This is a genomic window from Devosia sp., assembly GCF_048261455.1.
Classification (GTDB): domain Bacteria; phylum Pseudomonadota; class Alphaproteobacteria; order Rhizobiales; family Devosiaceae; genus Devosia_A.
This window is the reverse complement of the sequence record NZ_JBLXGA010000020.1, coordinates 32,895-52,471: the sequence shown is the minus strand read 5'-3', so window position 1 is coordinate 52,471 and position 19,577 is coordinate 32,895. Positions and strand designations below refer to the sequence as shown.

Genomic DNA, 19,577 nt, shown 5'->3' with positions numbered 1-19,577 from the left:
CCATCCATCACCTGGGTGCGGCTGACGACATGGGCGCCGGCCTCCATCAGGTCGGCGACCGAGCGGCCGTCGCGGGCGCCTTCGACGACGAAATCGGTGATCAGCGCGATGGCCTCGGGATGGTTGAGCTTCACGCCGCGCTCGAGGCGCTTACGGGCGACCACGGCCGCCATGGAAATGAGAAGCTTGTCTTTTTCACGGGGCGTCAGGTTCATGCGATCGTCCTAGAGGTGCCAGAGGCGTGGCAAGGTGCCGGCGCCGGAAAGCTTTGCAATTATTGGCGCGATGAGACGGCGCAAGGCAAGCCCGGATTTGGCCGTGGCGCGCACCAGCAGCCGTTCGCCCACAAGGCTGGCACCCGCACTGGCGTCAAGATGGCCTTCGATCATGGTGCGGATGCGGGCAAGCTGCCGTTCCGCATCCGGTGCGACGAGCAGCATCGAGGCGAAGGCGCCGGCGCCGGCGAGTGTCGACAACCCGTCGCGTTCGGCGGCCTCGCCGGTGAGCGCCGTGTCCTCGGCGTGGATCAGCCGGCCCGCGCGTCGGATGCGCCAGCGATCGTGCAACCGGGCACCGCGGGCGGCCTCGCCCATGGCTTCGCGGCCGAGCAGCACGGCCTCGATGGCAAACAGCGTCGCATCGGCGGCAAGATCAACATCGAGGCGGCGGTCGAGCCGGCCGTTTTCGAACAGGATGGTTTCCTGTGGCAGCCAGTCGACATGCGCGCCGGCGCCGACGGTGAGCCGGTTGGTCACCTTGGCGTCGTCGCCGAGCGAACGGTAGACGCGCTCGCAGGCCTGGGTGGTGAGGACGAGCCGGGCGCCGGGTGCGGCCTCGGCCTCCCAGCGCACATCGTCGCCGCCGGTCAGGCCGCCGGCGGTGTTGATCAGCACGGCCTGCAGCGCCGCGCCGGGGCCGTGCGGCAAGCGGATCTTGGCGCAGCCTTCCTGGAACAGCGTGTCGAGCCGGGTGCGGCCGCCATGTACCTGGGTGCCTATGCGGCCGATGCCGCGGGCGCGCTGGTGGCGGGGCAGGGCGTTGTCCCGGACCTCGTGGTTCGACAGGCTCACCATGAGGTCCTTCCGCCGTTCGGCGGCTGGCCGAATGTCCCGCTCAGCAACACGCGCCGCCTCACACCATCAAATGGCGGCGCACGTCGGGCAGGTCGAGGTCGGAAGCCGGTCCTGAATGCATGATTTCTCCGCGGTCCATCACATAGATGTCGTCGGCGATTTCGCGGCAGAAGTCCAGATACTGCTCGACCAGCAGGATGGTCATGCCCTTTTCGTCGCGCAGAAACTGCAGGGCGCGGCCGATATCCTTGATGATCGAAGGCTGGATGCCTTCGGTGGGTTCATCGAGCACCAGCACCTTGGGGCGGGTCACCAGCGCGCGGCCGATGGCGAGTTGCTGCTGCTGGCCGCCCGACAGGTCGCCGCCGCGCCGGCCGAGCATGGATTTGAGTACAGGGAAGAGTTCGAAAATGTAGTCGGGGATATTGCGCTCGCCCGATTTCAGGCCGGCATAGCCGGTTTCGAGGTTTTCCTTCACGGTGAGCAGCGCGAAGATCTCGCGACCCTGCGGCACGTAGCCGATGCCCATCCGGGCGCGCTTGTAGGGCGGCAGTTTTTTCAGCACTTCATCGTCGAAGCGGATCTCGCCGGCCGAGACATTATTGATGCCGGTGACGGCGCGCAGGGTCGAGCTCTTGCCGACGCCGTTGCGGCCCAGCACGGCGGTGATCCGGTTGGGCTTGGCCTCGATGGTGATGCCCTTCAACGCCTGGGCGGCGCCGTAGTGCAGATCAATGGTGCGGATGGAGAGGGCGGTCATGCGCGAGCACCGAATGCTGGTGTGTCAAAGGCGTGTGCGATCCGGCGCGCTGGTGCGCGGCGAGACCACTTGCGCAGGCGGGAAGCCAAGGATGGCGCCAGGGTGAATACTCCGCCCGTCGCATCGTCGGGAGAGGAAGGCGCCACGGCGGGCATGAAGGTGTAGGCCCCGAGGCGACCGCACAGGATCAAATCCATATGTTAATCCTCATCTGCCGAGATAGCGTTCAATGACAATCGGGTTGGCGCTGACCTGGTCGAGCGAGCCTTCGGCCAGCACCGAGCCCTCGGCGAGACAGGTGACTCGGGTGCCGAGGTCGCGCACGAAGCTCATGTCGTGTTCGACGACGACGACCGAGCGGGTTTTGGCGATTTCCTTCAGCAGCTTGGCGGTTTCCTCGGTCTCGGCATCGGTCATGCCGGCCACCGGTTCGTCGACCAGCAGCAGTTTGGGGTCCTGCGCCAGCAGCATGCCGATTTCCAGCCACTGTTTCTGGCCGTGGCTGAGGTCGGCAGCGAGATCGTTCTTGCGGTGGCTGAGGCGCACGGTGTCGAGGATTTCGTCGAGCCGGGCCTCATCCGCGTCCGACTGGGCATAGAGCAGGGCGCTGAGCACATTGCGCGGCTTTTTCAGCGCCAGCACCAGATTGTCGAAGACGCTATGGCTTTCGAAGACGGTGGGCTTTTGAAACTTCCGGCCGATGCCGAGATTGGCGATGTTCGCCTCGTCGAGCTTGGTCAGGTCGGTGCGGTCATCGAAATAGACCTCGCCCTCGTCGGGTCGCGTCTTGCCGGTGATGATGTCCATCATCGTGGTCTTGCCGGCGCCGTTGGGGCCGATGATGGCGAGCATTTCGGCGGGGCGGACGATGATCGACAGGTTGTTCAGGGCCTTGAAGCCGTCGAAGGAAACCGAGACGCCGCTGAGATAGAGCATGGTGCCCGTCTTGTCGCTCATTCGGCTGGCTCCGGCTTGGTGGGGGGCAGGGTCGACGGGTCCTCTCCGGCCTCCGCCGCGGCGCTCTGCGCATCGAGCTTGGTGGAGTTGGGCTTGATCCGGCCATCGCGGATCTGACCGACCAGGCCGACGATGCCCTTGGGCAGGAACAGCGTGACGATGACGAAGAGACCGCCGAGGGCGAAGAGCCAGTATTCGGGTAGGGCCGAGGTGAAGATGGTCTTGCCGTAATTGACCAGCAGCGCGCCGATGATTGGCCCGATGATGGTGCCGCGGCCGCCCACGGCGACCCAGATCACCGCTTCGATGGAGTTTTCCGGCGCGAATTCGCCCGGGTTGATGATGCCGACCTGCGGCACATAGAGCGCGCCGGCGATGCCGGCCATCACCGCCGAGACGGTGAAGGCGAAGAGCTTCACATTCTCCGGCCGCCAGCCGAGGAAGCGGGTACGGCTTTCGGCGTCGCGCACCGCCACCATCACCTTGCCGAGCTTGGAATTGACGATCATCGAACAGATGAGGACGAAAAGCGCGAGCGCCAGCGCGGACAGCGCAAAGAGCATAGCGCGGGTCGTATCGGCCTGGATGTTGAAGCCGAGAATGTCCTTGAAGTCGGTCAGCCCGTTGTTGCCGCCAAAGCCGAAATCGTTGCGGAAGAAGGCGAGCAACAGGGCGTAGGTCATCGCCTGGGTGATGATCGACAGGTAAACGCCGGTGACGCGGCTGCGGAAGGCGAACCAGCCGAAGACGAAGGCCAGCAGCCCGGGCACCACCATGACCATGATCATGGCGAACCAGAACATGTCGAAGCCGTACCAGTACCAGGGCAGTTCCTTCCAGTTGAGGAACACCATGAAGTCCGGCAGGACCGGGTTGGCATAAACGCCACGGGTGCCGATCTGGCGCATCAGATACATGCCCATGGCATAGCCGCCGAGCGCGAAGAAGGCGCCGTGGCCGAGCGACAGGATGCCGACATAGCCCCAGACCAGATCGAGCGCGAGCGCCAGGATGGCGTAGCACAGGTATTTGCCGAACAACGTCACGACATAGATCGGCACGTGGCCAAACTGGCCGGGCGGGATCAGCAGGTTGCCGGCCGGAATGGCGATGGCGATCGCCACGAGGATGGCGACCAGCCAGATCGCCTTCTTGTCCAGCGCGCGAAAGAGCATCTGGGTGATCATGCGAAGTCACCTTGAAGATTTGCGAAGGCCCCCGTACCCGACGCTGCGCGTCGACTTCTCAACCCGCGGAGGGGTGAGAGAGTGGCGAGATGGTGCCGCAGGGCCACCTCTCTCCTCGGGGGAGAGGTTAGGCGGAGGCCGGGTGAGGGTGCCTCAGCCGGATAGGCTCGCACCGACATCATGACTCCACCGCCCGGCCCTTGAGGGCGAAGAGGCCGCGGGGACGCCGCTGGATGAACAGGATTATCAGCACCAGAATGATGATCTTGGCGACCACGGCACCGGCAAAGGGTTCGAGGAACTTGTTGGCGACGCCGATGGAGAGGGCGCCGATCAGCGTGCCCCACAGATTGCCCACGCCGCCGAAGACGACGACCATGAAGCTGTCGATGATGTAGTTCTGCCCCAGGTTCGGCGAGACATTGTCGATCTGGCTCAGCGCCACGCCGGCAAGGCCGGCAATGCCGGAGCCGAGGCCGAAAGTCAGTGCATCGACGAGCGGCGTGCGAATACCCATGGACGAAGCCATGCGGCGGTTCTGGGTCACGGCGCGCATCTGCAGGCCGAGCGGGGTCTTGTTGAGCACGGCGAGCAGCGCGAAGAAAACCGCTATGGCGAACAGCACGATGAAGAAGCGGTTCCAGGTGATGGCGAGGCCGCCCAGATCGAAGGACCCGGACATCCAGCTCGGGTTGCCGACCTCGCGGTTGTTCGGGCTAAACACGGTGCGCACCGCCTGCTGGATGATCAGCGACAGGCCCCAGGTGGCGAGCAGGGTTTCGAGCGGGCGCCCATAGAGCCAGCGGATGACGCCGCGCTCGATGGCGATGCCGACGAGCGCCGTGAAGAGGAAGGCGACGGGCAGGGCGATGGCGAGGGAATAGTCGAACAGGCCCGGGGCATTCTGGCGGATGATTTCCTGCACGACGAAGGTGGCATAGGCGCCGAGCATGACCATTTCGCCATGCGCCATGTTGATGACGCCCATGACACCGAAGGTGATGGCGAGGCCGATGGCAGCGAGCAGCAGCACCGAGCCGAGCGAAATGCCGTACCAGACATTCTGCGCCACGCCCCAGGCGGCCTGGGTGGCCTCCAGCGCCTCGATGGCCGCGTCGATCTTGGGCAGCAGCTCCGGCGGCGCGTCGGCGCGGGCGGAATTGACGATCGTCATGGCATCGCGTCCGGCGCGGGCCGCGACCAGATCGATGGCCGCTTCCTTGTCGGCGACCGGCGCGTCGGTTTTGAGAATGATGGCGGCGCGGGCGGTTTCCATCACCGAGCGGACCCCCGCGTCGGTCTCGGCAGCGATCGCCTCGTCGAGCAGTTCGAGCGTATCCGGATCTGCGTTCTTGAGGATCGATTCCGCGGCCGTGCGGCGGGTCGCGGTATCCTTGCTCATCAGCGTCATCTGGCCGATCAGCGTGCGCAGCTTGCGGCGCAGGGAATTGTTGACCTTGACCTTGTCGTAGTCGGACTTGGCGATTTCGCCGAGATCCGCACCGGTGACCGGGTCGGTGGCCTGGCCTGCGTCGACAAAGATCACCTTTTCAGTGGCTTCGATGGCGTAAAGATCACCCTCCAGCAGGTGCTCCAGCACCGGTACGGCGCGCGGGTCGCCGGTGTCAGCCAGTTCGGCTGCCGCATCGCCCCGGGCCCGGAAATTGCCAGGATAGAGTGCGTCGACGCGCTGAGTCAGAGTGGCGTCGTCGGTCTGCGCAATGGCGGGCAGGGTGGGCAGAAGGGCAAGGAAGAACGCAACAAGCAGGAATAGTCTTTTTGCGGTCATCGTCATCCTCAGGCGCCGGGTATCTGGGGTGGTCCGGGGGCGGGCAGGCCGCCCCCGGCAGGTCGTGCTGGGCCGATTACTCGGCGCCGCAGGTCTCGGTTTCGGTGTTGTAGTTGCCGCAGTTGATCGGGGCGGTCCAATCGGCCTCGATCATCTTGGATTCCGGCAGGAAGTCGGACCAGGCGTCGCCCGGTACGAGGTCGCTCTCGGACACCACTTCGAACTGGCCATCGTCCTGGATTTCGCCGATCAGGACGGGCTTGGTGATGTGGTGGTTCGGCAGCATGGTGGCGGTGCCACCGGTCAGGTTCGGCGTCTCGAGGCCGATGATGGCGTCAAGCACGGCGTCGGTGTCGGTCGTGCCGGCCTTTTCGACGGCCTGGACCCACAGGTTGAAGCCGATCACATGGGCTTCCATCGGGTCGTTGGTGACGCGCTCGGGATTGCCGATGAATTCACGCCAGGCGGTGATGAACTCTTCGTTCTCGGGGGTGTCGACGGACTGGAAGTAGTTCCAGGCGGCGAGGTGACCCACGAGCGGCTCGGTGTCGAAGCCGGCGAGCTCTTCTTCGCCGACCGAGAAGGCGACGACCGGGATGTCCTCGGCCGAAATGCCCTGGTTGGCGAGTTCCTTGTAGAACGGCACGTTGGCGTCACCGTTGATGGTCGACACCACAGCGGTCTTCTTGCCTTCCGAGCCGAAGGCCTTGATGTCGGAAACGATCGTCTGCCAATCGGAATGCCCGAACGGCGTGTAGTTGATCATGATGTCTTCTTCAGCCACGCCGTGATCCTTGAGGTACTGCTCGAGGATCTTGTTGGTGGTCTGCGGGTAGACATAGTCGGTACCGGCCAGAACCCAGCGTTCGACTTCTTCGTTTTCCATCAGGTAGTCGACGGCCGGGATCGCCTGCTGGTTCGGGGCGGCACCGGTGTAGAACACGTTGCGCTCGGACTCTTCACCCTCGTACTGCACGGGGTAGAACAGGATCGAGTTGAGCTCCTTGAAGACCGGCAGCACGGACTTGCGGCTGACCGAGGTCCAGCAGCCGAACACGGCAGCCACGTCATTGACCGAGATCAGCTCGCGGGCTTTTTCTGCAAAGAGCGGCCAGTCGGACGCCGGATCGACGACTACGGGCTCGAGCTGCTTGCCGAGTAGTCCACCCTTCTTATTCTGTTCATCGATCAGGAACAGCATCGTATCTTTCAGGGTGGTCTCAGAAATCGCCATCGTGCCCGACAGCGAATGCAGAATTCCCACCTTGATTGTTTCCTGAGCGATTGCGGTTACAGGCGCCAGGGCGCTTGCAGTCATCGTCACCCCTAGGCCGATACCGGCCAGTACGCGGCGAACTCCTGTCATATTTTCCTCCGACAGTTGGATGTTTGCACCGCCGGAACAGTTGCAATCGTCGTGCCAGCTCCTGTCACAATCGGCTAAGCACTTGATTCAGCTAATACACAGTCAGACGCGTAGCCACTCGGTGATGATTGTATACAAAGCGGTGCCGGTTCTCTGGGCATCGGGATTCACGCTTGCTTAATATTTGGGCAAAGACGGGTTGTTTTGGCGGTGCACAGTCAGCAGCATGGCGCTGTGCAGTATCGCGTGTGGTGCTAGAGTGGTGTCACCGAAGGATCACCTTCGGCAGAGGTTGTTTGCACCGACACCTCGGGCCCCGCACTCATTCGTGAGCTGCGGGGCCTTTCATTGTGGCTTTCCTGAGCAACCAAATCCCGCACCGTGCCGTTGACCGGGCAAGAGCCGACGCACCGCCGACTCTGCCGCGCGACGCGGCAGTTTCAACCTTGATCTGATTGCGACAACGGTGTCGTTCGGCCTCGATCTCGGTGAGTATCTGCAAGGGCTGACGCTCCCTTGTGGATAGTGCCGGGGGAGCGCGGAGTTTCTACTCCGCGCTCCTTACAGATCATTGCCAGCACATAGTGACGAAATCCGTAGTCGCCTCGCAACGCACCCCATACTGGGTGACGACGAGTGCGATCGGTGCAGTTTTATCGAATGGGTTTTGCCTATCAGAAGGTAGGCGGCGGCAATGATGCGCCTGGCCCGAACGTCGCGTGTCCCCCTCCCGCGACGCCAAACGGCACATGTTCGATGGTCAGTGTGTTCTGAACTCCTCCCCCGAACCAGAACACGACTTGGGCGCGGCCAAAGCCGCGCCCTTTTTCGTGCGTCATACTGTGAAACGAACGCGCAACGGCTTGTGGGGGAGACAGACCATGCGGACAAGGGTTCTGGCACTCGTGGTGTGGGTGGCGCTGGGCGGCGGGGCGCTGGCGGACTTTCAGGGTCTGCTGACCGCGGCGCGTACGGATGACGGCGCGGCGGCGCTGCAGCTGCTCGAAGCCGGTGACGATCCCGATCCGCCAAGCTGGCATGATGGCTATTCGCCGCTGCAGTTCGCGGCCCGCAACGGCAATCTCGAGCTCATCGCCGCTCTGCTGACGTCGGGCGCCGATACCGAATATCGCGACCACAATGGCGAACGGGCGCTCTTGTGGGCAGTGAATGCCGGCGCGACGGAAGCCGTGAAAATGCTGCTCAAGGCCGGTTCGCCGGTGGAGGCGGCGGCGGATCCGCATGGTGTGTCGCCGCTGATGGAGGCGGCGCGACGCGGTGATACGGCGCTGTGCCAGTTGCTCATGGCGCACGGCGCGCGCGTCAATGGCTTCGACGACTTCGGCACCACGCCGATCTTTCTTGCGGCGCGCACGGCCAATCCCCAACTGGTCGAACTGCTGCTGGCGGCCGGCGCCAACCCCAATGTGGTGACCGATATCCTGATCGAAACGCCCCTGCATTATGCGGCGCTGCACCCGGGCTCGATGGTTGCGCAGCTACTCGCGGCCGGGGCCTCCGCGCGGGTGCGCAACTGGAAGGGGCAGACGGCGCTGCACAACGCGGCTGCCGCGGGCAATATGGATGCGGTGAAGACCTTGATCGCTGCGCGGGCGTTGCTGGATGCGCGCGATGATGCGGGGCTGACCCCGATCCTGATGGCGTTGACACCGTCAAAGACCGGCGAGCTGCGCGGCAAGCAGGCGGCGTTGCTGCTGGCGCGCTACAGCAATGACCGGGACCGGGCCCTCATCGCGGCCCTTAGCGTCGAGGCCGAGGCGGTGGCGCGGCTGCTGATCGCGCGCGGTGTGGACGTCAATTTCGTGCCGGAAGATGGGCCATCGATGCTGGCGGCAGCGGCGGGCATGTCGCGTACAGATTTTCTGGAGGAGATTCTGTCACGCGGTGTGGATGTGGCGCGGTTCGGTGGCGCGGCGCTGATCGCTGCGGCTGAAAACAACCGCCACGCGGCAGTGACGCTGTTGCTGAAGGCCGGTGTTGCGGTGGATGCGCGCGGATCGCTGGAGGAGACGCCGCTACTGGTCGCTGCGGCGCTCGGCCAGGCGGAGGTCGCGGCGGTCTTGCTCGATGCGGGCGCGGATGCCGGTGCTGTGGATGCCGAGGGTCATGGTCTGACGGCGTACATGGCCGAGCAGCGCGAAGGCTATGCGGCGCGGCTCGATCTATTGAGTCAGTCCAGGGGGTTGCGGCCGCGACTTCAGACCCGGATTCAAGCCGCGGCCGGTGAAGTGGAGGCGGGGCAGGCCCGCGTACGGGCACTGCTTGAGGCGCGCGGGATCACTCTGCCGGCGCCGGCGGAGTGATCTGATCGGCGGCGTCCAGTTCGGTCTGCAACCGGGCTTCTTCTTCCGACTTGGGCTTGGAGAAGCGGGCCAGCAGCAGGTAGGCGACGGGCGTCAGATAGAGTGTAGCGACAGCGGCGAGCGTCAGCCCGCCGACCATGATCCAGCCGAGCGCGGCGCGGGCTTCCGAGCCGGCGCCACCGGCGAGGATCAGCGGCAGGCCGCCGAGTACCGTGGCGATCATGGTCATCACCACCGGTCGTAGACGGATGTTCGAGGCGTTCTCGACCGCTTCGGCCACCGACTCTCCGCGATCGCGCAACTGGTTGGCGAATTCAACGATCAGGATGCCGTTCTTGGCCATGATGCCGACAACGAGGATCAGCCCGATCTGGCTGTAGACGTTGAGCGTCACCCCCGTCAGCAGCATGGCATAGACCGCGCAGGCGAGACCGAAGGGCACCGTCGCCATGACGATGATGGCGCTCCAAACGCTTTCGAACTGCGCGGCGAGGACCAGCAGGATGACGATCAGCGCAAAGCCGAAAGTGATCAGCAGGCCGTTGTTGCTGTCGCCGATGGTGCGGGCTTCGGCCATGGGCACGATGGCGGCGCCATCGGGCAGCAGCGGGCGGGCGATCTCGACCGCTTCGGCATAGGCGTCGCCGAGCGCGAAGCCGTCGGTCAGCCCGGCAGTCACGGTGACGGCGCGGCGCTGTTCCTCGCGCCCGAGAGAGGGGGCGATCGGCGCCTCGTCGATACTGGCAACTGTCGACATGGGGACGTAACGCCCGTCGGCGGTCTTGAGGAACAGCGACTCCAGGTCGCCCGGGTCGTTGACCGGGCTGGAGGTCGAGACCATACGCACCGAATAGCTCTGGTCGTTGATGAAGACGGTGCCGATATCGGAGCCGTCGATCATCGCCTGCATGGTGCTGGCGAGACCGTTGATGTCGATGCCGAGCCGGGCGGCCCGTTCACGATCAACGGTGAGGGTCATCTGCGGCTGGGTGGTCTCGTAGTTGACGCTGACCCGGCCCCATTTCGGCTGGGTCTCCAGCTGCGCTTTCACCGCATTGGCGGCGTCCGACAGCACCTCGTAGTTGCTGCCGACCAGCGCGAACTGCAGGCCCGAGCCGCCGCCACGAATGCCGAGACTGTTGCCCTGCAAAATGAAGGCGCGGACGCCCGGTACGGTGCCGAGCTGGGCATTGATCTCGCTGGCGATCTCCTGCTGCGAGCGGGTGCGCTCTTCCCAGGGCGCCAGCGTCATGATGATGAAGCCAGAGTTGGTGCTGGAGCCGAAGCCGGAGATCGAGAAGGTGGACAGGCCTTCGCCGCTTTCGACGTAGGGCGCCAGCATGTCCTCGATCTTCTGCATCTCGGTACGGGTGAAATCGAGGCTGACGGTGTTCGGCGCGCTGACGCGGATAGCAATAGCGGCGCGGTCTTCGGCGGGTGTGAGTTCCTGGCGCAGATTGCCGAAGGCGACCCAGGCGGAGGCCGCGAACAGCAGGGCGATGACGATCACCACCATCGGGTTGCGCAGGACGACGCGCAGCGTGACCCGGTAGAAGGCCGACAGCAGGCCGCCGAAGCGTTCGATGGCATTAGGTTTGCGCGCCTTGTGCGGCTTCAGCAGGCGCGAGGCCAGCATGGGTGCGAGCGACAGGGCGACGACGGCGGAGAGCGCCACGGAGATGGCGAGGGTGAAGCCGAATTCGCGGAACAGCTGGCCGGTCTGGCCGGGCAGGAACGAAATCGGAATGAACACGGCCGCCAGCGTCGCGGTCGTCGCCACCACGGCGAAGAACACTTCCTGGGTGCCGAGCACGGCGGCGGCGCGTGGGCCGAGGCCCATGGCGCGGCGGCGGGTGATGTTTTCGAGCACGACAATGGCGTCGTCGACGACGAGGCCGGTGGCAATGACAAGGGCCAGCAGTGTCAGGATGTTGAGCGAAAAACCGAAGGCATAGATTCCGGCAATCGTGCCGATCAGCGCCACCGGCATGGTGATGGCCGGGACAATGGTGGCGCGCCAATCGAGCAGGAAGAGGAAGATGATGACGATGACGCCGATCACCGCGATCAGCAGCGAGCGCTGCACTTCGTGGATGGCGCCGTCGATGAAGACGGAGTCGTCGGAAGAGATGCGGATATCGACGCCATCAGGCACCACTGCGTCGAGGTCTTCGACGGCCTTGTGGACAGCCTCGGAGATCTGCACCGTGTTGGACTGGGCCTGACGGACAATGCCGAGCCCGATGCCGGAGCGGCCATCGCTCCTCAGGCCCGAATTGCTGGCGCCGGTCGAAAACACCACGCTTGCCACATCGCCGAGCCGGATGCGGTCGCGGATGATGATGTTTTCGAACTGCTCGGGCGTGTTGACCTCGGCAATGGCGCGGATGGCGATGTTCTGGTTGGTGCCGTTCAGCGAGCCGGCGGGGCTATCAAAGGAAATTGTCGATAGCGCGTTGCGGATATCGGCGACGGTCAGCCCGAGGCTGGCGAGCTTCACCTGATCGACATCGACCTCGAAGCTGCGAGTCTGGGTGCCATAGACCTGCACCTCGGCGACGCCGGGCACCGAGGCGAGGCGTTCGGATATGACATCCTCGACCAGCTCGGTCAGTTCGCCCCGCGGCATGGTGGCGGAGGTGACCGACAGGCGGATGATCGCCTGGGCGTTGGAATCGGCCTTGATGATGGTCGGATCGTCGGCGCCGTCGGGCAGGCGATTGGTGATGCGCCCCAGCGCATCGCGAATGTCGGAGGTGGCGTTGTCGAGATTGGTGCCGTCGTTGAAGGTCAGTGTGACGCGGCTACGGCCATAGCTCGAGCTCGAGGAAATCGAGGCGACGCCCTGCACGCGGGCGACTGCACCTTCGACGGCGGCGGTGATCTCGCGGTCAACGGTTTCGGCTGATGCCCCGTTGAAACTGGTGGAGACCGACAGGGTGGGGCGCTCGACCGAGGGCAGTTCGCGCACTTCAATGCCGAACAGGGCGGCGAGGCCGGCGACGATGATCAGCGCGCTGACGACGACCGCGAGCACCGGGCGGCGGACGAAGAGCCCGGCGATCTGGCCACCGCGTTCGTTCTGGCCGGAAATGCTCATCAGGACTCTCCCTGCGGGGCGTCGAGCAGGCGCACCGAGGCGCCATCCGACAGCTGCTGCACGCCCTGGGTCACCACCTCGTCGCCGGCGGCGAGATCGGCATCGACCATCACGCCATCGGAATTGCGCTGGATGATTTTGACAGGGACTTGCTCGACCTTGCCGTCGGTGAAGCGCCACAGATAGGCGCCATCCGACGACCACTGGATCGACAGCGGGTCGACCGACGGGAACTGCTCGCCGCTGAAAGCGAGCGCCACCGAAAAGCTCATGCCGGGCTTCAGCCGGCCATCGGGATTGGCGAAGTCGGCCTCGACCTCGAGGGTGCGGCTGGCCGGATCGACGCGGTTGTCGACGGCGCTGACGGTGCCTTCGAGCGTTTCGCCGGGGAGCGCCACGGCGCTGGCGCTGACCGGCATGCCGGTCGTGACCTTGGTGGCATAGCGCTCGGGCACCCAGAAGCTGACGGTGATGTGCGAGATGTCCTCGATGGTGGTGACGGTGGTCTGGGCGGACACCGCGTTGCCGGCGCTGACCTGAATCAGGCCGACGGTGCCGGCGATCGGCGTGGTGATGGTGCGGCGGCTGAGTGCCAGCTCGGCATTGTCATAAGCGAGCTGGGCGTCGCTGGCGGCAAGCTGGGCCGTATCGACCTGCACGGTGGTAGCATTGGCGGCGCCGGCCAGTTCGCGCAGCCGGCTGAGGCTGGCCTCGGCGTTTTGCAGCGCCAGTCTGGCGCGATCGCGGGCGATGGTTTCGGCTTCGGCGTCGAGCCGACCGATCAGGTCGCCGGCCGCAACGGCGTCGCCGGGTTTGACGAGAATATCGACCAGAGTGCCGCTTGAAGGCGATGCAACGGTGACGGAACGGGTGGCCGAGCCATCGCCGATGGCGGTCAGGCTGTCGTTGATGGTGCCGACCACCACGGGCTCGGTCACGACGACCATTTCGCGGCCACCGCCGAAGCCGCCGCGCCGGCCGCCGGGTCCGCCCGGGCCGCCTCGGCCGCCGGGGCCGGATGCGACCTCGGCCGGAGCCGAAAACGGCAGTTCAATGCCGATGCCGGCGAGTGTTTCGCGCGCGTTCGGAACAAAAAGAACGTAGGCGGCGAATGCCGCGACAATGACGACAAATGAAATCAACAGCTGCCTGAGCAAGGCGAAAATCCTGTAACTTGGCGGAGATAGGCGGCCGATACCGCCCACCCTGCTTAGCACTGGCACAGGCCGGCCAACATTAAAATGCGGTAAGGATCAACAGCTTGTGCGTATCATGCAGGCAATCCGCCTATTTGCCTGCAATGTGTGCATTTACCCTTGCAACGCGCCGCGTCATGCGGCCAAATCATCCCCTGGTGCAAACAGTATGGATGGAAAAATGTTCTTCACTCGCAGGGCAGTTGCTCTTGGCGCCGCAGCATTGGCCGCCACGCTTTCAGTCGTGGCGCCCGCCATGGCGCAGACCCCGATCAAGTTTACACTGGACTGGAAGTTCGAAGGCCCGTCGGCCGGCTTCTTCCTGGCGCTCGACAAGGGCTACTTCAAAGACGAGGGGCTGGACGTCACCATCGACACCGGCAATGGCTCGGTCGAGGCCATTCCGCGCGTCGCTACCGGCGCCTACCAGATGGGCTTTGGCGACATCAACTCGGTGATCAAGTATCTCGACGAGGACCCGAGCCAGAAGGTCAAGGCCGTGATGATGGTCTATGACAAGCCGGTTTTCGCGCTCGTCGGCCGCAAGTCGCTGGGCATTACCGAGGATCCCAAGTCGGTCGAAGGCAAGACGCTGGGCGCGCCGCCGCCGGATGGCGCCTTCGCGCAGTGGGCGGCGTTCAAGGAAGCCGCGGACATCGACGACAGTGACATCACCATCGAGAGCATCGGCTTCCCGGTGCGCGAGCCGATGCTGGCCAAGGGTGACGTGGATGCGGTGTTCGGCTTCGCCTTCTCGGTGATCCTCAACCTCAAGGCCCAGGGCACGCCGGACGAGGACATCGCGACGATCCTGTTCGCCGACAATGGGCTCGAGCTCTACGGCAACGCCGTGCTGGTCAACGAGGACTTCGCCGAAGAGAACCCCGAGGCGGTCAAGGGCTTCCTCAAGGCGCTGGCCAAGGGCTTCGCCGATGCGGTTGCTGATCCGGCCGAAGGCGCCGCCGCGGTGCTGAAGGTCAACGAGACGCTCGACAAGGACCTCGAAACCGAGCGGCTGCAGATGGCGATCGATATGAACATCAAGACCCCCTATGTCGAAGAAAACGGCATGGGCGGCGTCGACATGGACAAGCTCGCTGCCTCGATCGAGACGTTGAAAACCTCGATGGACCTGCAGGGCAATGTGACGGCGGATGACGTGTTCGATCCGCAGTACCTGCCGCCAAAGGAAGAGCGCATGCTGCCGTAAGGCAAAGCGATGGGCCGGGTGCGGGGACGTCCCCTCATCCGGCCTTCGTCCACTTCTCCCACAAAGGGGAGAAGGCCTGACTGAGATTTAGCGGCTCCATCTCCTTCTCCCTTGGTCGGAGAAGGTGCCCGCAGGGCGGATGAGGGTGGAGCAGGGCGCACGGAGCAAACATGTCTCTCGTCACGATCGAAAATGTCGACATGCGCTATGGCGGTGTCGATGGCACGCTGGCCGTCAAGGGCCTCGACATGCATGTCGAAAAGGGCGAGTTCGTCGCCGTCGTCGGGCCGTCCGGCTGCGGCAAGTCCACGCTGATGAAGCTGGTGACCGGGCTGCACATCCCGCAGGGCGGGGTGGTGATGGTCGCTGGCGAGCAGGTGACCAAGCCCGTGTCGATCGTCGGTATGGCGTTTCAGAACCCGACGATGCTGCCCTGGCGCACGACGCTCGACAATGTGCTGCTGCCGCTCGAGATCGTCGAAAAGCACCGCCACCGGCTGCGGGCGCACAAGGCCGAATATGTGGCGCAGGCCGAAGCCTTGCTGGCGACTGTCGGGCTCAAAGGGTTCGGCGACAAATTTCCCTGGCAGCTGTCGGGTGGCATGCAGCAGCGGGCGAACCTCTGCCGGGCGCTGATCCACCAGCCGGAGCTGCTGATGCTCGACGAGCCGTTCGGCGCGCTCGACGCCTTCACCCGCGAGGAGCTGTGGCAGGTGATCCGCGACCTGCATGCGGCGCAGGGTGTCACCATCATGCTGGTGACGCACGACCTGCGCGAGGCGGTGTTCCTCGCCGACCGGATCTTCGTGATGAGCGCCCGCCCCGGCAGGGTGGTGGCCGAGCACAAGATTACCTTCCAGCGGCCGCGCGACATCTCGCTGATGTACGAGACGGCCTTCAACGAAAAAGTCCACGAGCTGCGCGGCGAGATCGCCGAGGCGAGGGTAACGGCATGAGCGACATCACCATCAAGAATTCCAATCTGAGCCGCCCCGCCATCCGCATTCCCTGGGTGCAGCTGGCGCCGGTGCTCTACACGATCGGGCTATTGGTCCTGTGGGAGCTGGTGGTGATCATCTCGGGTCTGCCGCACACGATTCTGCCGGCCCCGACACGGGTGTTCCAGGCGATCGTCCAGTACTGGAGCCCGATCTGGAAGAACTCGGTGCAGACCCTGTTCACGACGCTGCTCGGGTTCGGCATTGCCGTGGTCGCCGGCATGCTGATCGGGCTGTTCATCGGCTGGTCGAAGACGATCTATGCCGGGCTTTACCCGCTGATGATCGGCTTCAACGCCATCCCCAAGGTGGCGCTGGTGCCGATCCTCGTCATCTGGTTCGGTATCGGCACCATTCCGGCGGTGCTGACGGCATTCCTGATTTCCTTTTTCCCCATCGTCGTCAATGTCGCGACGGGCCTCGCCACCATCGAGCCCGAAACCGAGGACGTGTTGCGGGCGCTGGGAGCGAAGAAGATGGACATCATGCTCAAGGTCGGCATTCCGCGCTCGATGCCCTATTTCTTCGGCTCGCTGAAGATCGCCATCACCCTGGCCTTCGTCGGCTCGGTGGTCAGCGAAACCGTCGCCTCGAACAACGGGCTGGGGCAGATGATGAGCCAGGCGCAGAGCCAGTTCAACGTGCCGCTGGTCTTTGCCGGGCTGGTGATGCTCGCGGTCGAAGGCATCGTCATGTACGCGATCATGGCCTGGATCGAGAAGCGCTCGACCAAATGGGCGCACCGCTCGACCATGGGGAACTAGGGTCGCCAATGGCAGCGGTGACGCGCGTCGACGACTACATGGCGCGGCTCGCGCATGCGCGGAAGCCGGAGATCGAACGGCTGCGGGCAATGATACTGTCCGTGTCGCCGGCGATGGTCGAGCAGATCAAATGGAATGCCCCGAGCTTCGGGATCGGCGACGAGGATCGGGTGACCATGCGGCTGCAGCCGGGCGAGCGGGTGCAACTGATCCTCCATCGTGGCGCCAAGGTGCGGGACGCCAGCGATTTCGACTTCATCGATGAATCGGGGCTGCTGCGCTGGCTGGCCCGCGATCGGGGCGAGGTGACGGTGCGCGATGCTGCCCATCTCGACGACCGCGCCGAAGCCATCCGCACGCTGGTCGAACGCTGGATCGCCGCGACGCGCTAGTTGCGTTCAGCGCGCGAGCCGTTTTGCCAGCCAGCCGTGGCCGGCGTCGCGGGCGAAGTCGGCCGCGGTCTTGCCCTTGGCGTTGCGCAGGCTGGGGTCGGCGCCAAAGAGCAGCAGCAGCCCGACGATCGTCGTGTCGCCATGCATGGCCGCGGCGTGCAGCGCGGTGACGTCATCGGCCTGCAGCAGGTCGGGGTCCGCGCCGGCTTTCAAAAGCGCTTCGACGGCGCGTGCGTCGCGCCGGGCCGTCGCGGCATGCAGCGCGGCAACGCGCTGCGGATTGTCGGCGTTGACGTTGACGTCGCGGGTTCTGGGCAGCAGCAGGTCGAAGGCGACGCCATTCCCGAAAAAGGCCGCAAGCGCGAGCGGTGTAAAGCCGTCCGGCGAGAGGCTGTTGACGTCGAAGCCTTCATCCAGCGCCTCGGCGAGCCGGGCATTATCCTCGACAATGATCGCCTCATAAGGATCGAGACGGTCGCGCGCGGCGCGGATAATGGCGATGGCGCCGACATTGCCCATGTAGGCGGCCCAGGCGAGAACCGAGGCGCCCGAACTGTGTCGCTGCGTCACGACGTTCGGATCGCGGCGCACGGCAGCACGCAGCCCTTCCAGATCACCCTGAGCAATCAGTTCGAACAGATCCAGCATGGGCTGAGTTTGCGGTAGAACGGGGTCAATGAACAGCCAGGCCGGTGCCCGGTTGCGTACTGATATCGCATCGAAGTGGTGGAGCATGCCGCGTGTCCTTCCACTGGTTCAAAGGTTAACATTTCCATAACGGGGAGGTTCCCGATAGTTGGTACAAACAATGTGACCAATGCATGGAGGTTACCCCGCGCCGCTTGGCGTTCCCTGTACTCATGGCATGCCGGATTTGCTGTCAGTGTGCCGCAGCGCGGCGGGCGGCACTTGGCGGCGTGGGGTGAATGCGGGTCCAGGCGCGGCGCAATTGCCGGGCGGAATTGAAGCCGCTTTGCTCGGCGACGCGCTCCATGTCGGCCCGGCTGCCGACGAGCAGTTCGGCAGCGAGCGCTACCCGCAGGCGATTGACGTAGTCGGGCAGGCTCATCCCCACGTGTTCGTTGAAAAGCCGCGACAGGTGGCGCGGGCTGGTAACGGCGATCCGCGCCAGCTCGTCGAGGCTCCAGTCATGTGCCGGGTCGGCAGTGATCGCATCCTGCGTGCGGTGAATGGCCGGGTGGATGTGGTTGCGGCCCGTCAGCCAGGGCGAGAGCTGCGGGTCGGAGCCGGCGCGGCGCAGGTAGACGACGAGGAAGCGCGCCACGGCGGCGGCCGTCGCCGGGCCGGCATCCTTGGCAATGATGTGCAGCATCAGGTCGATGCCGGCGGTGATGCCGGCGCTCGAAAAGCGCTCGCCGTCCTCGACATAAAGCCGGTTCTCCAGCACCCGGGCGGTCGGCGCGATCTCGGCGAGTTCGGCGCAATCGGAAAAATGCGTGGTGCAGGCATGTCCGTCGAGCAGGCCGGCCCGGGCGGCGAGCCGCGCGCCGGCGCAGATCGTCACCAGCCGGATGCCGGGGGCGACGACGCGGCGCAGCCAGGCGACGATCGCGTCGTCGCCGGTGTGCCACGCTTCAATGTCGCCATCCGCCTCATGCCCGAGGATATCTTTGGTATCGCCGCAGACGACGATCATCGTGCCCGGCTTAACGGTTTCGGGCAGCGGCGAGAGATCGGCAAGCCGCAGCCCGACCGAGCTCGTCACCTGGGGCAGGGGGCTGACGAAGCTGACGTCGTAGCGCAGCGCCCCCTGCAGCTGGTTGGCCTTGCGCAGCGCCTCGACCGGCCCTGCGACGTCGAGCAGCAGCGTATGCGCCGGCAGGACGACGAGGGTGGGAATGCGCCGCGCGGGGCCCGTCACGCGGCCGCCCGGGTGCGGCCCAGGGCCTCGTCCACCGTGACGACGGTGGCAAAGCGCCCGGCGAGCGCGGCGCAGGTGCGCTCGGTGATCTCGGCGGGGCTGAGCGTGCGGCCGTTGTAGTCGAGCGGCGTCGTCAGCGTGGCCTCGGCGACGAAATCCACCTGCCAGCCGAGATCGGAGGCGTGGCGCGTCGTCGTTTCGCAGCACTGTTCGGTGCGGATGCCGGAGATCAGCAGCCGGCGAATGCCGTGCTCGGTCAGCCAGACGTCGAGCCCGGTGCCGACCAGGGCGCTGTGGCGGGTCTTCAGAAATTCCGCCTCGGGGGTCAGCCGCAATTCTTCAAGGCTGCGCACATGGCCGCTGAACAGTTCGAACACGCCCTCCGGCTCATGGTGCAGCACCCGCACCACCGGGATGCCTGCCGCCACGGCGCCATCGATCAGCGCCTGCTGGCGCTCGAGATAGCGGGCGTGGTCGGTCTCGAACCAGTTCGACCGCTGGCGGAAGCTCTCCTGGGCATCGATGACAAGCAGGGCGGTATCGGACATTTCGTGTCACTCCTAAGTCTGAGAATGACGC

General features: G+C 65.0%; 17 protein-coding genes. 5 read left to right on the top strand and 12 right to left on the bottom strand.

The window, feature by feature from the left end; genetic code table 11:
• From ureA to urtA, 7 genes are all read right to left on the bottom strand, one after another.
• The coding region (gene ureA / locus ACN0TK_RS16675; protein ID WP_417310660.1) for an urease subunit gamma at positions 1-215 on the bottom strand (215 nt) is incomplete at its 3' end.
• 9 nt (positions 216-224) lie between these two features.
• Complete coding sequence (locus ACN0TK_RS16670; RefSeq protein ID WP_417310659.1) at positions 225-1,073, bottom strand: urease accessory protein UreD; 849 nt, start codon at positions 1,071-1,073, stop codon at positions 225-227.
• 58 nt (positions 1,074-1,131) lie between these two features.
• On the bottom strand, positions 1,132-1,833 hold the full coding sequence (gene urtE / locus ACN0TK_RS16665; protein WP_417310658.1) for an urea ABC transporter ATP-binding subunit UrtE: 702 nt from the start codon (positions 1,831-1,833) through the stop codon (positions 1,132-1,134).
• Positions 1,834-2,040: 207 nt separating this feature from the next.
• Complete coding sequence (urtD, locus tag ACN0TK_RS16660) at positions 2,041-2,790, bottom strand: urea ABC transporter ATP-binding protein UrtD (protein WP_417310657.1); 750 nt, start codon at positions 2,788-2,790, stop codon at positions 2,041-2,043.
• Entirely contained in the window at positions 2,787-3,977 is a 1,191-nt protein-coding gene (gene urtC / locus ACN0TK_RS16655) for an urea ABC transporter permease subunit UrtC (RefSeq protein ID WP_417310656.1), read from the bottom strand. The genes urtD and urtC overlap by 4 nt, the downstream gene beginning before the upstream one ends.
• A gap of 178 nt (positions 3,978-4,155) precedes the next feature.
• Positions 4,156-5,766: an urea ABC transporter permease subunit UrtB gene (urtB, locus tag ACN0TK_RS16650; protein WP_417310655.1), complete on the bottom strand. Its 1,611-nt coding sequence runs from the start codon at positions 5,764-5,766 to the stop codon at positions 4,156-4,158.
• A gap of 76 nt (positions 5,767-5,842) precedes the next feature.
• Positions 5,843-7,084: an urea ABC transporter substrate-binding protein gene (gene urtA, locus ACN0TK_RS16645; RefSeq protein WP_417310663.1), complete on the bottom strand. Its 1,242-nt coding sequence runs from the start codon at positions 7,082-7,084 to the stop codon at positions 5,843-5,845.
• Between the two features lie 929 nt (positions 7,085-8,013).
• Here urtA and ACN0TK_RS16640 point away from each other — a divergent pair.
• Positions 8,014-9,456 (top strand): ankyrin repeat domain-containing protein, encoded by a 1,443-nt coding sequence (locus tag ACN0TK_RS16640; RefSeq protein WP_417310654.1) that lies wholly within the window; start codon positions 8,014-8,016, stop codon positions 9,454-9,456.
• Here the strand turns inward: ACN0TK_RS16640 and ACN0TK_RS16635 are convergent.
• Positions 9,431-12,556, bottom strand: coding sequence for an efflux RND transporter permease subunit (locus ACN0TK_RS16635; RefSeq protein ID WP_417310653.1), 3,126 nt, complete (start codon positions 12,554-12,556; stop codon positions 9,431-9,433). The two genes, ACN0TK_RS16640 and ACN0TK_RS16635, sit on opposite strands and share 26 nt — an antisense overlap.
• Complete coding sequence (locus ACN0TK_RS16630; RefSeq protein ID WP_417310652.1) at positions 12,556-13,713, bottom strand: efflux RND transporter periplasmic adaptor subunit; 1,158 nt, start codon at positions 13,711-13,713, stop codon at positions 12,556-12,558. Before ACN0TK_RS16630 ends, ACN0TK_RS16635 begins: the two co-directional genes overlap by 1 nt.
• 220 nt (positions 13,714-13,933) lie before the next feature.
• Between ACN0TK_RS16630 and ACN0TK_RS16625 the strand changes: the two genes are divergently transcribed.
• From ACN0TK_RS16625 to ACN0TK_RS16610, 4 genes are all read left to right on the top strand, one after another.
• Entirely contained in the window at positions 13,934-14,962 is a 1,029-nt protein-coding gene (locus tag ACN0TK_RS16625; RefSeq protein WP_417310651.1) for an ABC transporter substrate-binding protein, read from the top strand.
• 200 nt (positions 14,963-15,162) lie between these two features.
• Positions 15,163-15,918, top strand: a complete 756-nt coding sequence (locus ACN0TK_RS16620; RefSeq protein ID WP_417310662.1) for an ABC transporter ATP-binding protein — start codon at positions 15,163-15,165, stop codon at positions 15,916-15,918.
• Complete coding sequence (locus ACN0TK_RS16615) at positions 15,915-16,724, top strand: ABC transporter permease (RefSeq protein WP_417310650.1); 810 nt, start codon at positions 15,915-15,917, stop codon at positions 16,722-16,724. Before ACN0TK_RS16620 ends, ACN0TK_RS16615 begins: the two co-directional genes overlap by 4 nt.
• An 8-nt stretch (positions 16,725-16,732) precedes the next feature.
• Positions 16,733-17,116, top strand: coding sequence for a DUF1801 domain-containing protein (locus ACN0TK_RS16610; RefSeq protein WP_417310649.1), 384 nt, complete (start codon positions 16,733-16,735; stop codon positions 17,114-17,116).
• Positions 17,117-17,122: 6 nt separating this feature from the next.
• Here the strand turns inward: ACN0TK_RS16610 and ACN0TK_RS16605 are convergent, their stop codons facing one another.
• The 3 genes from ACN0TK_RS16605 to ACN0TK_RS16595 form a co-directional block, all read right to left on the bottom strand.
• Positions 17,123-17,851 carry an ankyrin repeat domain-containing protein gene (locus ACN0TK_RS16605; RefSeq protein ID WP_417310648.1) on the bottom strand — a complete coding sequence of 243 codons (729 nt, stop codon included), beginning with the start codon at positions 17,849-17,851 and terminating at the stop codon, positions 17,123-17,125.
• Between the two features lie 145 nt (positions 17,852-17,996).
• A complete protein-coding gene (locus tag ACN0TK_RS16600) occupies positions 17,997-18,998 on the bottom strand; it encodes a GlxA family transcriptional regulator (protein ID WP_417310647.1) in 1,002 nt (333 codons plus the stop codon).
• The gene (locus ACN0TK_RS16595; RefSeq protein WP_417310646.1) at positions 18,995-19,546 is read right to left on the bottom strand and encodes an isochorismatase family protein; all 552 of its coding nucleotides are present in this window, start codon (positions 19,544-19,546) and stop codon (positions 18,995-18,997) included. Before ACN0TK_RS16595 ends, ACN0TK_RS16600 begins: the two co-directional genes overlap by 4 nt.
• Between the last annotated feature and the right edge of the window lie 31 nt (positions 19,547-19,577).